We start from the raw sequence: 13,846 nt of genomic DNA, 5'->3' as shown, positions 1-13,846 counted from the left end.
GGTGAGGAGCCCGGCATGACCACGTTTATTTTCGGCAATTCTTCGGATCTTATCAGGGATTTTTTCCTTGTCGTTCTGTCGGGCTTTTTTGTAGGGGCCACCGTTTACGCGGCGTTGGCCTATCCCAAACTTCGCAGGCGGGAGTTGAAAAATACTGAGTCATACAGAGGGCTTGGCCTTTTTTTATGGGGCGCCATTTTGCTTGCCTTCATAATCGGCTCTTATTGGTCCTGCTCCCACAGGTTCACCGGCCTTCAAGCCTGGGAGTCGGAAATCGTCCTGGAATACTCCTGGCCCTCCCGCAAGGTTCACGTCCCCTGCAACAATTTGAATTACATGGAGTTGTTGTCCCATCCCAAACAAGCGACCCGCCAAATACTGGTGTACACCCAGGACCGGGTCCAATACAAAAGCAGGAAGCTCCCCAGAAGCAAGTTCGAGCCCATGTACGAACAAGTGGAAAATGCGGTGTGTAAACCCCCCTTGTAATTCAATGGAGCGGCCATGGTTAAGTATGACGTTAATGACAGTTCTTTTGATCATAAGCATGGGGTGTTGATAAACAAACTCGGGATCAAGGACCCTGAAGAACTTCAGTCCAGAGAAAAGGACTGCCTTGTCAATGCGTACAAAAAGGCCGCCGAAAAATACTCCGAAAACCATGCTTTTTCAGAGAAAGATGTTTGCGATATTCATAAGCTCTTTTTGGGGGACTTGTATGAATGGGCGGGAGAGTACAGGACTGTGGACTTATCTTCCGAAAATATTAGGTTCTGCCACGCCGCCTATATAAATAATCACATGAAGGACTTCTCCATTGAACTGGAAGCATTGACTCCGTTTACTGAAGATTTAAATAAGGAGCAAATATTAGGCAGGCTGGGAAAAATTCATGGAGAACTGATCATTATTCATCCGTTCAGAGATGGAAATGGCCGCTTTACCAGATTACTTTGCGACTTGCTGCTAATGCAGGCTAATTATCTTCCGATGGCTGTATCAGAATTTTACAATACGGTTTTTTTAAAAAGGTATCATGAAGCAATTCAGGAGGTTTGGAGGGCGGTAGATTATTCCAAGCTCATCAGCCTGTTTGACCCTTTGGTTTCAAGGTAGACTTAAAATGCCTCTTGGCTTCTAGCTTGGCAATTTCGCTTTCACACTCCTCAGCGGCTCGCTTCATCCCCTCCAAAGAAACGCTTCCTAAAACTGCTTTGAGAATCATGATTTCCCGTTCAATCGGGTCCATATTTTCAAAAAATTTCATGGGATATTCCAGTTCGGTTTCTACGATTGAAAAGATCTAACTGATAATAATATACAATAAAAACGGCTGTATGAAAAGCTAAAATCAACCTGCTTTCAAACTAATTGCCTCCGCAAGAACCCTGCAGGCGAGCAAGCATGGCGGACGGAGTGTTTCCACTTCAATAATCCCGGACTCGGGAATTCCCTCTATGGGCTGCCATTCCTTTTTTTGGGCCTTGTAAACGGCCAGGGTTCCGTCCGAGACGGATTGGGCGTCCTTGGCCCTGCCCGAAATGCGTTCTTTGGCGATATCTTCCGGCAGGCTGCAAACAACCAGAAAAAAATTTGCGCCGTATTCCCGCGTTAAGTCGTAAGCGGCTTTTCTCCCCTGGGATAAGGTGAACGTGGCGTCCAGGATCACGCTTTTTCCCTCCCCGAGATTCTCCCGGGCCCGATCCAGCATGCTTTGGTAGACCTTTTGGGACGCCCCTTGCCCGTAAACTTCCTTGACGGCGGGCTCCGGGATTTTTTCCGTGGGCTCAAATCCAAACATGGTCTTGCGGATTACGTCGCTCGCAAAAACCGCGGCGCCCGTCAGGTTTGCCATCTCCTGAGCTACGCCGCTTTTTCCGGAGCCGGTTATTCCAGCCATGCAAATCAGGGTAGGGCGGGGAAAGGGCGCGGCGTACCTTGCGGCCAACATGGCGTATTGGTTCGCCATGTCGCCCAGAGGCTCCCCATTGGCGCGGATGCACATGATTTTAGCCCGGACCAAGGCCCGGTAGCATTTGTAAAAAGGCAGAAGCTTTTTCAGGTTCGGGTCTTGAGCGTGCTCGATGTAGGAGGCGGTAAACGCCCGGGCCAAAGCCGTTGCGCCCCGGCACTCCAGATCCATGGCTAAAAAGGCGATCTCCGAAGCCACGTCCATGCATCGGAATTTTTCATTGAACTCAATGCAGTCAAAGACCACAACCTTGCCTTTATTCAGGCAGATATTCTGCAGGTGAAGGTCGCCGTGGCAGTCCCGAATCCGGTTTTCACGAATGCGCTCCAGAAGCAAGGCTGCGTTGTTTTGCACAAACGATTTGGAAAAAGCCTCCACCAGGTCCATGGGTTCGGGCGGGATCACCCTGGGGATATGCTCCCTCACCTGGGCCAGGTCTTCCGCCCACATATTTAGGATCGCTTCGGGAAAAGCATAGGCGTTCACGCTGGGGCGGGCGTCGGCCCGTGCATGAAAATTCGCCATGATGCCGCCCAACTCCTCCATGGCTTTTTCATCCAGCTTGCCTTGCTCCAGTAAAACGTCGAACATGCCGCACTGGTTCAGGCGTTTCATTTTTACGGCGTATTCCACGGGTCTGCCTGATGGAGAAAGCGTGAGAGCGCCTTGTCCGTCCATAAAGATGGGGACGACCGCCAAATAGATTTCAGGCGCAAGCCTTCTGTTAAGGATCAGTTCGTCCTCACAGGCTTTTTTCCTTTTTTCCAGGGTGGAAAAATCGAGAAATCCCAGGTCCAGAGGCTTTTTGACCTTAAAAGCAAAATCTCCGGCCAAAAAAACCAGGCTGATATGGGTGCGATGCACCTCCACCTTGTCCGCCGGAAAAGGATAAAAGGCGGGATTTGTCATGGCCTCCTCGAACTGCGGCGCGGTAGGCATGGACGCCGCAACCGAGGAGGCCTTTGTATCGGGTTTATGGATCACGCTAAAAATCCCCCTGAGCGCTGGGTTCGATTATCCGTGCATAAACCCAAGTATACACCAAATTACTTCTTGTATTGAACATCTATCTTGGTTTTTTGGTCCTCCAGGGCTTTGGGCAGGGTGACGGTCAGCACCCCTTTTTCAAAATTCGCCTGGGCGCCATCTGCCAACACCCGGCACGGCAGCTGAAACGACCGCAAGAAATTGCCCGAGTACCTTTCCTTATAATAGTGATGAGCGCCTTTTTCCTCGGTTTCGCCCTTTTTCTCCCCTTTGATGGTCAGAACGCCATCGGAAAAATCCACGTGGATCTGCTCCGGCTCCGCGCCCGGTAGCTCTGCCGTCACAACAATTGTCTCTTCAGTCTCTTTTACGTCCGTGGTGGGGGTCCAGGGCGCCGACATGGTCCTGAAAGGCCTTGCCAGGTCAAAATACCGGTTCCAAAGATCCTCCAACTCATTGGCCCGGGCGCTTACCTCTCCCAAGGTTCTCCATGGTACAAGCTGCATGGCCGCCTCCTTTCAATGCAAAGAAGGTTAAAAAAACCCGGGAGCAGGCGGGAACCCGCCCGCTCCCTTTGAACGCATTATCGCTGGCATCCCGCCTAGCTGAACTTCATTTTATAGGCTTCCTGAATCAGCTTGGCTGCATGCTGGGCGTCGGGAAAATTGTCCCGGACAATCACCAGGTCGAACTCCTCGTTGGGCGCGTCGCTTCTTCCGAAAACCTTTTTAAAGAAACCGGCCTGCTCAGCGTCCACACGGTCGATTTCCTTTTTAATCAGCTTTTCGTCTTGCTCCATGATCTTGGCCACGCGTTTGATCCGGTACTCCTTGGAAGCCACTAAACGCACGGCCAGCACCCTGTCTCTGGGTAAAATCAGGTGAGCGCCTCTCCCCACGAAAACCAGAGGGCCTAAGCCCGCCAATGCCGCGACGGCCTGGGCGAGCTGCCTGCTGAAGTCGCTAAGGATAAAGGAGCCTTCCCCAAGGATCATGCTGAAAAAATTCGTCCCGGTTCCGGGGTAGCGCTCGTCGAATATCTTGACTGTGCGTGTGGAAAGGTCCGAAGCAAGGGAGATGTACTCGATAATCTCCCTGTCCATGACCGGAAAGCCCGTGTCTTTGGACACCAGGTCGGCGATTTCCAAAGCGCCCACGCCAATTTTGCGGGAGAAGCAAATATTGGGCGGCAGCACGATCTCCTTCTGCGCCGAAAGAGCCGCTTCTTTTTCCCAGGCCTCAAAAAAGTGGTCCACCAAGCTCTTTATATCCGGCCTATCGGACTTGTAATATCCTGGCTGGTATTTTTTTTCCATATCCATCTCCTTTGCTCTGCAGGGTTAACGGAGTAACCAAACGCCCTGGCCTGCCAGATATATAGGCAACTGCCGTGCCAGGAAGATTTAAAAACAATCATCCGAAAAAATTAGAGCTTTATACATTATATCAATACTTTGCAAAATTGATAGGATCGGCCGAAATTTTCCCGCCCGTCTTGGGTGTCGCATTCTTTTTCAAGCTGTAAAAACGGGATGCATTTTTTCAGATTTTCGGGATTTACTTTTCTTTTTAGTCAACTTGGTGTAAGTGATAAAGAAATCCATTCTTAGAAACTTTATGAGGAGATTATGCCGTCAAAAGAAAAAAATACGTGCGTTCGCTCAAAGATTTGGCTGCAAAACAGGGATGGGGATGTGATATTCGGGCATGGACGCATTAAAATTTTAAAAGCCATTCAAAAGCATGGATCCATCAACGCCGCGGCCCAAAGTCTGAACATGAGCTATCGCGGCGCATGGAAAAGAATAAAAAATGCAGAAGAGCGCCTGGGCCACCCCTTGCTTGAAAGTAAAATCGGAGGCCATTCCGGCGGCGGATCCAAGCTGACGCCCTTCGCCCTGGAGCTTATGGAGCGTTTTGAAGCCATGCAGGAAAAAGTGGAGTTGATTGCGGATTGCACCTACGAAGAATTATTTTCCGACCTTTTATCATGACGGCGAAACAGGTTTTGGACGTTTGTCAAATAAACTCCCGAACTGACTAAGGCCAGCCCCGCCAGGAGAGAAAGCGTAAGCGCCTCCCCTAAAATAACAAATCCGGACAGCACCGCGCTCACAGGCACAAAATTGATGAACAAGGCCGCCCGGGTGGGGCCTATTGTCTTAATGCCTTCATAATAAAAGACAAAGCCCAGCGCGGTTCCGAAAAAAGCCAGATAAAACAACGAGAACCACTGCCATGGTCCGTACGAGAACATGCTGCTGAAAACCCCCTCCATCCCGGCGGGAATCGCCAGCATCACCGTGCCTGCTATTACGGAGTAAGTCACGGAAAGCAAAGGCGATAAATTGGCCATCACCACCTTGCCGATCATGGAATAAGCCACCCAACTGAACACCGCGCCGGCGATCAGCATTTCGCCGGGCCCAACGCCTTCATTAAATAAGGACAAAGGATGCCCTTTGGTTATGACCACCACGGCGCCGGACACGGAAAGCAATATACCCATGGATTTCTGAGGGGTCAGCTTCTCCTTGAAAACCAAGGCTGACAGCAAGGCCAGTATAATGGGATTATTAGCAATAATAACGGCCGCCCGGCCGGCTTCAATATGATGCAGCCCGCTAAAAAAGAAAAAGTTGTAAAAACTTATTCCGGTCAAACCCAATAACAGGATGGCAACCAACTGCCGGCCCTTGGGAAAAGACAGCCTTTCCCCCCTCCTCCAGGCGATTACAGTTAAAAAAACCGACGCCATGGCAAAGCGCAAAAATGCTGCGGATAACGGCCCAACCTTGCCCGCCAGGGACCGGCCCGCCACAAAGGTGCCGCCCCAGAATAGGGCCATCAATAATAGTTTCAAATAGGTGAGGGCCAAGCTGTTTTTCTTCATAACCGCCAAACTTTCCTTTGTTACTTTAAGTCTCTCTTTACACTTTTAAATCCCTGCAGGATGCCTCGCAAGAACAAAACGATTATCATGGAAAAATTCGTACTTTCATTGACCTATAAGCAAAAATTTCGTAAAAGGCGTTTGTACCCTTGGAACATAACGGATTTATCGAATAGGTGGATATTCGATACGAATAATCAGGTTTTTCACGTTTCTCAAATTTTTTCTTCAGGAGGTAATTACTCATGAAACTACGTTTTTCCCTTTGCATCCTGGCAGTATTTTCCCTGCTCGTCTTCAGTTCCCAAGCCATGGCCGAGCCGGCCGGCAAGGTTGCCATCTTTCACGCCGGAAGCCTTTCCGTACCTTTTGCAGAAATTGAAAAAAATTTCGAACAAAAATATCCCAAAGTGGACATTCAGAGGGAATCCGGCGGCAGCACAAAAATGGCCCGCTTGATCTCCGAAGTGGGCAAGCCCGCAGACATCATGGCTTCGGCCGACTATACCGTCATCGACAAAAACCTGCTGGGCAAGTTCACCGACATGAACATCCGTTTCGCCACCAACCAGCTTGTGCTGTGCTATACGGACCAAAGCCGCCTGGCCGACAAAATCAACGATAAAAACTGGCCTGAAATCCTCATGACCGAAGGCGTGGTCTGGGGCCATTCCGATCCCAACCTGGACCCCTGCGGATACCGTTCCTTGATGGTGCTCCAATTGGCCGAGTCCTATTACAACATTCCGGACTTCTACAACAAGGCCATTGCCAACCGTCCCCAGAAAAATGTCCGCCCCAAATCCGTGGAATTGATCAGCCTGCTGAAAACCGGCAACATGGATTACGCTTGGGAATATCTTTCCGTGGCCGTGCAGCACGACCTGAAATACGTGGTTTTGCCCGACGAAATCAACCTGGGCAATTACAACTACGACAGCAATTACCAAAACGCCAGGGTGGAGGTCTCCGGTAAAAAGCCGGGAACCACCATCACCCGCACCGGAAAATCCTGCACCTACGGCATCTGCCTGATTAAGGATTCCCAGAACCCTGAGGCTGCAACCGCTTTTATGGAATACCTCATGGACCCCGAAGGCGGCCTGAAAATTCTCCAGGATATGGGTCAGCCTCCTTTCGTCCCTTGCCGCGTTCCCACGCAGGAAATGTATGACAAGCTGCCCGCCGGCCTGAAAGAGCTGGTGGAAATCAAAAAATAGATCAACCTGTGCGCCGGTCCTTTAATGGGCCGGCGCATTCTTTTTTGCACGGCCCGGGAGTGTTTCATGCCCGTTAAAAAAGAACCCTTTTTCTGGCTCACCCTGTCTTCCGCCGGGATAATCCTGGCGTTTATCCTGCTGCCTCTTTTCCACGTCATTGCCGCGCCCTCCATGGAGTCCCTTTGGGAAACCTTTAACGATAAGGACGTACGCAAAGCCATCTGGCTGAGCATCAGCACGTCCGGGCTGGCTGCCGTCATCAGCCTGGTTGTGGGCACGCCCACGGCTTATCTGTTGGCCAGGAAGGAGTTTCCGGGCAAGCGTCTGGTGGAGAGCGTGGTGGATCTGCCCATCATGATACCCCATCCCATCATAGGCATCGCCATACTCAGCATAGCAGGGCGCAACCATTGGTTCGGCCGGGCCATACAGTCCATCGGCGTGGAAATCATGGGCACCACCACGGGCATCGTGACCGTGCTCACCTTTGTGGGCCTGCCTTTTTACATCAATACGGTCAAGGCCGGGCTGGAAAGCATCCCCGAGCGTTTGGAAAAGGTGTCCCGCAGCCTGGGCGCCTCCCAAACCCAGACCTTTTTCCGGGTGGTTTTTCCCCTGGCCTGGAGAAGCATGCTGGCCGGGCTGATCATGTGCTGCGCCCGGGCCATCAGCGAGTTCGGGGCCATTGTGATTGTGGCCTACCACCCCATGGTGGCGCCGGTCCTGATATACGAACGCTTCACCGCGTACGGCCTGAAATATTCTCAGCCAGTGGCCGTGTGGCTGATATTGGTTTCCCTGGCCTTATTCCTGGGACTTCGGTTTTTAACTCTCCCATCCGCTTCCAAGGCCAAAACGGGGTGACGGCATGATTCGCATTGAACAGCTTTCCATGGATTTAGCGGATTTCTCCCTCAACAATGTGGATATCCATGTGCGGGAAGGGGAGTTTTTCGCCCTGCTGGGCCCCACGGGAGCGGGGAAAACCCTGATCCTGGAGTCCGTGGCCGGCGTGGGCCCCGTCCATTCAGGCCGGATATTTCTGGACGGCGTGGAAATCACCAGGCTGCCGCCCGAGCGGCGGGGCGTGGGCATTGTGTATCAGGACGCAGGATTGTTTCCCCATTTAAGCGTGGAAAAAAATGTCGCTTACGGCCTTCGCTATCAAAAGAGACCCGGGAAAAAGCGCCTGGATTGGGTTAAGTGGCTCATGGAGCGTTTGGGCATTGCACCCCTGGCCGGCAGATCCGTGGAAAACCTGTCCGGTGGAGAAAAGCAGCGCGTGGCCCTGGCCCGGGCCCTATCGGTCAAGCCCAGGGTTTTGCTGCTTGACGAACCCTTATCCGCCCTGGATCCGGCTTTTCGGGAGGACCTGCGCAATCTGCTTAAAGAGCTTCATTCCCAATTATCCCTCACATGCCTCATGGTCACGCATGATTTTTCCGAAGCCCTGTTTCTCAGCCAAAGGGCTGCTGTTCTGAACAAAGGCGGCGTGGAGCAATGCGGGGGGGTGAAAGACATATTCAACCGCCCCGCCTCGCCGTTTGTGGCCCATTTTGTGGGCATGAAAAACGTGTTTCCCGCCTGCGGCGAAAACGGCCAGGTGCGCGTGGACTGCCTGAACCTGTCCATGCCCTCCAACGGATGCCCCAAACCCAAATACGCGGCCGTCCGGCCCGAGCACCTGTTGCTGCTGGAGCAAAAACCTGTTCAGGATAATAAGTTCGGGCTCTTTCCCGCGGAAATTCGCGGCATGGTGGATTACGGCATTTTTTGCGAGGTTTTATTGGACTATCAGGACCAGACCCTGGTGGCTGCGGCCGCTAAAAGCGCCTTGTTATCCATGGGCCTGGACGCCGGCGCCCAGGTGTGGGTGGAAATTCCACAGGATAGGATTCATTTTTTCTGAAAAATCAGGTTTGGGTTCAATCTTCCGCCGGGGCCTCCAGGGGAAGCTCTCCGCCGATCTCGTAATTTCCGGAGCTTAAAAACCAAAATATCAACGACAATATTCCAATGCCCGCGGCCAGCGATCCCAGCACCGTCATTTTATCCGGCCATTCCAAGGAAATCATCCACATGCCCACGGCGCCCACCATGGAATATAAAAACACCAGCATGGAAGACGCGCTTCCCACGTCCGTGGTCACCTGCTCCAAAGCCATATTGGTGGCTGCGGGCCGGAACACGCCAAAACTAAAGACAAACAAAAAGATAGGCAAAGCCAAATGCCAGGGGGTGGCGTGGGAGTTAAACGCAAGCGCCAGACCGCCCAGGGTGACCCCGCTAAGCCCGATGCCGATGATTTTATTGTAGGACATGTGATTGGCCAAACGGTTAAGCACCATAGGCCCCAACATGAACCCGCCGGAGGTAAAGGCGAAAAAATAGCCGAATTGCTGCTCCGTCAGGCCGAAAACCTTGATGTATAAATAGGAGGAAGAGGCGATAAACCCGAAAAAAGGCAGCCCGAACAAAGACATGACCACGTTCAGCTTCATAAAGCGGCCGTTTTTAAAAACCACGCCGTATCGGGCGAAAACCTGGAGTGCGGAAACCTTGATCGGATCCTTTAACGACTCCTCCATAAAATACACGCCAATAATTCCGATCACCCCGAGACAGGCTTGAGAAACGAACAGCCAGGGCCAATGGCACCATTTAAGCATCCATCCGCCGAAGACCGGCCCCAGCATGGGCGCCACAGCCATGATGCCCACCATATGTGCCAGAATCCGCCCCCGCTCCAGGCCGTCGAATTTGTCGCGAATAATCGCCAGGGCCAGGGTCTGGGCCGAGGCGGCGCCCGCCCCCTGCCCGATTCGGGCTGCAATGAGCGTATACACCGACGGCGACAGGGCGCAGCCTATGCTGGCGCCTATATATATGGTAATTCCGGCCAGCAGCAGCGGCCGCCTTCCGTACCGGTCCGACAAGGGGCCGTATACGGCGATAAATGTGCAAAAGGATGCAAAGAATGCGATAAGGGTCAGATTGACCACCACCAAAGGCTGGTTCCACTGCTCCACCAGCATGGGGATGGCCGGCAGATACATGTCCGTGGACAGGGCGGGAAAAGCCGTAAGAAAGGCTAATAGGGGGACTATACGCTTCACAACACACTCCGATCAAAAAAAAATCATCCCGCCGCGCTTGATGCTGCATGATCAGGCGCCCAGGATGTCTGACCGGAATTGAATGCTACTATGCGCTTTTTTGCAAGCTATTTTTCACACATGCGAAAATTACTTCCTCCCAATCAGGCGGGCGCCTGCGGAGGGTCCCACTCCAAAACCACTCCCGCGCCTCCTTCCCGATACGCCATGGGATACAAATTTTTGATCATCAAAATGTGCTGCGTGCAGTGGGTGGGACAAATCAGCTCCAGGTTCCGCAATACCTCCATTTGGGTAAAGCCATGAAGCCCGCCAACCAAAGACGTAACCTCTCCAAAAGACGAAGCCGCCTTCAGGATGACGTCCACGCCCGGGTGAGAGCACCCGGCGATCACTAATAGACCGCCCCCGGCTTCCACAACCAGGGATTGCTCAAAATCCCCCAACTCTCCAGTGGAATGAATCCCCGGGAATATCTCCCGAGGCCCGCCGATATTAACCTGCTTCGCCGCTTCAAATAGAGTTGGACAGGACTTGGGGACGTAAACAGGAACGGCCTTTTGGGCTAAAAAACCCTCCAGGCCGCCTGCATGATCAAAATGATTGTGAGAAATAACCACCGCCTCGATCTCGTCCGGAGAAAACCCCAGGACTTTCATGTTTGCGGACAAGATCTCCCACTTGTGGCCCGTGTCGAACAACAAGGTATGGCCATGCGCCTGAATTACCGCTGCAAAACCCCAATGAGCTTCCAGATCCTCCCGGGTCGTGGTGTTGTCATAAACAATCGTGACGGTGATTTTTTCCATAATCCTATTTTACAACCTCTACAATATGACCCTTTGGCAGATGCCCCGTGCCCGCGACCACCGGAAGCCCTGTGGCTTCGTGCACCGCCTTCATCAATTCAGGCAGCTTGCCGCAAAAACCGCCGGGCTCGGACGCCCATCCGTCTTCAGTTTTTGTGGAAAACAAACACGTGGGAAAGTGTATGAACTCTATCCCCTTCTTCTTCATAATCCCGGCGAGTTCAACCACGTTATCCCCCGGACAACGGCAGGTGAAAACGCCCATCAGTTGCGGATCTTCATAATCCTTGTACGCCTGGGCCTTGCCGGCCATGGGCTTGATGCAGCCGACCAGCGGACACGTTGTTTCATTCTTTTCGCAACGAATGATGCCTATCTTTTCCATCTTAAATCCTTTCATCTAAATATAACAAGCACTTCGTTCAAATGAACGGCTCTGATCTTGGAAAAATTGCAGGCCGAATATATCATTTAAATGAAGCAAGATCAAATAACCATTTAAAATAAAGAGGTTATCATAACATTATCCATGGGGGCCGCATTTTGGCGCCGCCCCATATGACCAGTGGTCATTTCAAAAGAAGCGGGTACCATAAACAAGGCCGTTTTGGCAATCGCCCTTTAAGCCGCCCCGGAAAATCCACGCGCGCCCTCGGCCCCGGCGAACCGCCCGGCGGCTGCAAGGGCCGAAAGGCCTGGGAATCGGCGCGAAAACAGCTGCTCCATGAAAATCCTAAAAAAATATTGCCCGCAATAACATGCACTTAAGTTCCTAACGCAAATTTAATCCTTGAAAGGGCGTTCACTTTTTCCTTTAAAAGTGGCATGACCTTTACAAACAAGGAGCGCGGGCCCGCCTGATGCAGCCCATTGGCGCCTTTTTGTTATTTCAGCGGCAAAGGCGCATTGTTTGCGCCCCTGTTGCATATAATTCTATTGCCCTTCGAAGGCGAATAAAAATTTGAGGATGCTGTCTGGCCGGCAATCTGACATATACGAAAGGAAGAAAAAATGACCTTGACGGATGTTGTGAGCGTGGAAGAATGGGAAGCCCTTGTAAGGGAGATTCAGGATAAATATGGATTGGACTGCTCCGTGTCGGATCCTGATGGCGGGCACGTAACCCACGCCGGCAAATGGTGCAACGACCTTTGTCCTGAAATAAAAAAATGTCCCGAGGCTTTAGGCAGCATCTGCGCCACGGCGGCCCAAAGCTTTACGGCCCAGGCAAAGCAAACCCATCAGTCCGTGGTTAGCGAATGCGACGCCGGCATGGTGAAGATTTCCGTGCCTATTTTCTCCGGGGATGAGTTTCTGGGCACCATCGGCGGTTGCGGCGCCTTGTTCGAAGACGGCGAGGTGGAGGATTTTCTGGTCCAAAAGACCACCGGCCTGGAAGAAGATAAAATTGAAGAACTGATTTCCAGCATCAAGACCATGCCGGAAACCAAAGCCGAAGAATGTGCGGAATTTATTGAATCCCGATTAAAGGAACTTATTAAATAATCCAATTTCCAAGGAGATGATAATGCAGGAACTGAAAAAATTCATCGAGGAATGGGAAGACACGAACGGCATGAAAGGCGCCTTTCTCAAGTTCAAGGAACTTCTGGAAAGCCAGGACAGCGCCGAACTGGAGTTTAACGCCCGCCCCGGAGTGTCTTATTCGCTCCGCGCCAAACATCCGGCCCAGACCGACCGGCCTTTGTACGTGATGGTTGACGTGGTGGACGACGATCCAACGGATCGCTGGCTCTCCGTCTGCTTTTACGGAGACATGATCACGGATCCCGACGAAGAGGGCGACCTCATTCCCGAAGGCCTCTTGGGCCAGGACGGCTATTGCTTTGACGCCGACGACCCCGACCCGGCCAAGGCGGATTACATCGCCGCCCGCATTGCCGAGGCCTACGCCAGCGCAAGGAAATAAGCCGGCTGTTAGACTTTTCTAAAGGGAGCCCTGAGTTAATTCAGCGGCTCCCTTTTTTATTTTAACCAGCGCCCACGTTTGTTTTTAACCACGGAAGGCACGGAAAACACGGAATGAAATATTCCCATGGCTTCCATGCATTCCTCGCTGTACATTGGTAGGGGCGCCGCTTGCTGCGCCCAAGTAGAGGCGGGGTTTCCCCGCCCATTTTTTTCTCGTTCCCATGCTTTGCGTGGGAATGCATATTTAAATCCCAAGAATTCAGGTGCTTACCAAATACCTTTACAGTTGACTGAGGCCGAAATACCACCTTTGCTTTTTCAACAAAGGCGGCTTCGACGAAGCAAATAATTGTCGGGTCGCTTTACGGCAATGGAGCCCTTTCACGGATAAGGATTAACTCTCCACCTCCTTATACATCCTGCAAAAATAGCAAGATTCTACAATACGGAATCCATGCCATGGTCCATACTCCTTTCGAAAGCACGGATTATAACGCTTAACCAGGAAAGGAGAACCCATGGAAACGCAAGAAATTACCGACAGCTTGACGAACGGCGCCATAACCTACATAGATAAGGAAGAGGCGGCCGGAGACATCCCTTGGAACCAACACCCAATATTTCAGGGAGTGTACTTAAAGCATCTTGTCAAAGGAGCGGACACCCAAGGCAAACTAAGCTGCCACATAGTGAAACTCGACCCGGAAGCCGTCCTGGAGGAGCATGTTCACGAAGGCCAGTGGGAGCTTCATGAAGTCATCGAAGGCGAGGGTGTTTTTTTTCTGCAAAACAAGGAAACACCCTATCATCCCGGACGCCTGGGAGTAATCCCCCAGGGCGTGGAGCATAAAGTCGCGGCCGGAAAAAGCGGGCTGGTTTTGCTGGCCAAGTTTTTCCCGGCCCTGCTATAGAAAATTG

Annotated in this window: 17 protein-coding genes; 9 read left to right on the top strand and 8 right to left on the bottom strand. The window is 51.9% G+C overall.

What is annotated here, in order from left to right; all coding sequences use genetic code 11:
• Nucleotides 1-15 precede the first annotated feature (15 nt).
• Together G491_RS0114275 and G491_RS0114270 are read left to right on the top strand one after the other, a co-directional pair.
• Entirely contained in the window at nucleotides 16-489 is a 474-nt protein-coding gene (locus G491_RS0114275) for a hypothetical protein (protein ID WP_015948810.1), read from the top strand.
• A 15-nt stretch (nucleotides 490-504) separates the two neighbouring features.
• On the top strand, nucleotides 505-1,116 hold the full coding sequence (locus G491_RS0114270; RefSeq protein ID WP_028315071.1) for a Fic/DOC family protein: 612 nt from the start codon (nucleotides 505-507) through the stop codon (nucleotides 1,114-1,116).
• Here the strand turns inward: G491_RS0114270 and G491_RS34940 are convergent.
• From G491_RS34940 to G491_RS30885, 4 genes are all read right to left on the bottom strand, one after another.
• A complete protein-coding gene (locus G491_RS34940; RefSeq protein ID WP_015948812.1) occupies nucleotides 1,085-1,267 on the bottom strand; it encodes a hypothetical protein in 183 nt (60 codons plus the stop codon). The two genes, G491_RS0114270 and G491_RS34940, sit on opposite strands and share 32 nt — an antisense overlap.
• An 84-nt stretch (nucleotides 1,268-1,351) precedes the next feature.
• The gene (locus G491_RS0114265; RefSeq protein ID WP_028315070.1) at nucleotides 1,352-2,956 is read right to left on the bottom strand and encodes a bifunctional aminoglycoside phosphotransferase/ATP-binding protein; all 1,605 of its coding nucleotides are present in this window, start codon (nucleotides 2,954-2,956) and stop codon (nucleotides 1,352-1,354) included.
• A 62-nt stretch (nucleotides 2,957-3,018) separates the two neighbouring features.
• The gene (locus G491_RS0114260) at nucleotides 3,019-3,465 is read right to left on the bottom strand and encodes an Hsp20/alpha crystallin family protein (RefSeq protein ID WP_015948814.1); all 447 of its coding nucleotides are present in this window, start codon (nucleotides 3,463-3,465) and stop codon (nucleotides 3,019-3,021) included.
• A gap of 95 nt (nucleotides 3,466-3,560) precedes the next feature.
• Nucleotides 3,561-4,274: a cytidylate kinase-like family protein gene (locus tag G491_RS30885; RefSeq protein ID WP_015948815.1), complete on the bottom strand. Its 714-nt coding sequence runs from the start codon at nucleotides 4,272-4,274 to the stop codon at nucleotides 3,561-3,563.
• Between the two features lie 312 nt (nucleotides 4,275-4,586).
• Here G491_RS30885 and G491_RS0114250 point away from each other — a divergent pair, with 312 nt between their 5' ends.
• Nucleotides 4,587-4,952 carry a winged helix-turn-helix domain-containing protein gene (locus G491_RS0114250; protein ID WP_028315069.1) on the top strand — a complete coding sequence of 122 codons (366 nt, stop codon included), beginning with the start codon at nucleotides 4,587-4,589 and terminating at the stop codon, nucleotides 4,950-4,952.
• Here G491_RS0114250 and G491_RS30880 read toward each other — a convergent pair.
• Nucleotides 4,919-5,851, bottom strand: coding sequence for a DMT family transporter (locus tag G491_RS30880; RefSeq protein ID WP_035218959.1), 933 nt, complete (start codon nucleotides 5,849-5,851; stop codon nucleotides 4,919-4,921). The genes G491_RS0114250 and G491_RS30880 overlap by 34 nt on opposite strands.
• Nucleotides 5,852-6,096: 245 nt before the next feature.
• On the opposite strand from G491_RS30880, the gene wtpA reads away from it, so the two are divergent.
• The 3 genes from wtpA (at nucleotide 6,097) to G491_RS0114230 (ending at nucleotide 8,980) form a co-directional block, all read left to right on the top strand.
• The gene (gene wtpA, locus G491_RS0114240; RefSeq protein WP_028315068.1) at nucleotides 6,097-7,071 is read left to right on the top strand and encodes a tungstate ABC transporter substrate-binding protein WtpA; all 975 of its coding nucleotides are present in this window, start codon (nucleotides 6,097-6,099) and stop codon (nucleotides 7,069-7,071) included.
• Nucleotides 7,072-7,137: 66 nt separating this feature from the next.
• Nucleotides 7,138-7,935, top strand: coding sequence for an ABC transporter permease (locus G491_RS0114235; protein ID WP_028315067.1), 798 nt, complete (start codon nucleotides 7,138-7,140; stop codon nucleotides 7,933-7,935).
• Between the two features lie 4 nt (nucleotides 7,936-7,939).
• Entirely contained in the window at nucleotides 7,940-8,980 is a 1,041-nt protein-coding gene (locus G491_RS0114230; RefSeq protein ID WP_028315066.1) for an ABC transporter ATP-binding protein, read from the top strand.
• Between the two features lie 16 nt (nucleotides 8,981-8,996).
• Here G491_RS0114230 and G491_RS30875 read toward each other — a convergent pair whose 3' ends face one another.
• The 3 genes from G491_RS30875 to G491_RS0114215 all read right to left on the bottom strand — a co-directional run bounded on the left by G491_RS30875 (nucleotide 8,997) and on the right by G491_RS0114215 (nucleotide 11,381).
• Nucleotides 8,997-10,187 (bottom strand): multidrug effflux MFS transporter, encoded by a 1,191-nt coding sequence (locus G491_RS30875; protein WP_051327269.1) that lies wholly within the window; start codon nucleotides 10,185-10,187, stop codon nucleotides 8,997-8,999.
• Nucleotides 10,188-10,330: 143 nt separating this feature from the next.
• Nucleotides 10,331-10,996 carry an MBL fold metallo-hydrolase gene (locus G491_RS0114220; protein ID WP_015948822.1) on the bottom strand — a complete coding sequence of 222 codons (666 nt, stop codon included), beginning with the start codon at nucleotides 10,994-10,996 and terminating at the stop codon, nucleotides 10,331-10,333.
• A 4-nt stretch (nucleotides 10,997-11,000) separates the two neighbouring features.
• A complete protein-coding gene (locus G491_RS0114215; RefSeq protein ID WP_028315064.1) occupies nucleotides 11,001-11,381 on the bottom strand; it encodes a CGGC domain-containing protein in 381 nt (126 codons plus the stop codon).
• A gap of 626 nt (nucleotides 11,382-12,007) precedes the next feature.
• Between G491_RS0114215 and G491_RS0114205 the strand changes: the two genes are divergently transcribed.
• The 3 genes from G491_RS0114205 (at nucleotide 12,008) to G491_RS0114190 (ending at nucleotide 13,839) form a co-directional block, all read left to right on the top strand.
• The gene (locus tag G491_RS0114205; protein WP_015948824.1) at nucleotides 12,008-12,502 is read left to right on the top strand and encodes a PocR ligand-binding domain-containing protein; all 495 of its coding nucleotides are present in this window, start codon (nucleotides 12,008-12,010) and stop codon (nucleotides 12,500-12,502) included.
• 22 nt (nucleotides 12,503-12,524) lie between these two features.
• The gene (locus G491_RS0114200; RefSeq protein WP_028315062.1) at nucleotides 12,525-12,926 is read left to right on the top strand and encodes a hypothetical protein; all 402 of its coding nucleotides are present in this window, start codon (nucleotides 12,525-12,527) and stop codon (nucleotides 12,924-12,926) included.
• A gap of 520 nt (nucleotides 12,927-13,446) precedes the next feature.
• Nucleotides 13,447-13,839: a cupin domain-containing protein gene (locus G491_RS0114190; protein WP_028315061.1), complete on the top strand. Its 393-nt coding sequence runs from the start codon at nucleotides 13,447-13,449 to the stop codon at nucleotides 13,837-13,839.
• The last annotated feature ends 7 nt before the right edge of the window (nucleotides 13,840-13,846 follow it).

The sequence above is a fragment of the Desulfatibacillum aliphaticivorans DSM 15576 genome, assembly GCF_000429905.1.
GTDB lineage: Bacteria > Desulfobacterota > Desulfobacteria > Desulfobacterales > Desulfatibacillaceae > Desulfatibacillum > Desulfatibacillum aliphaticivorans.
The sequence above is the reverse complement of the archived record's forward strand: the minus strand, read 5'-3'. Positions and strand labels throughout refer to the sequence as shown.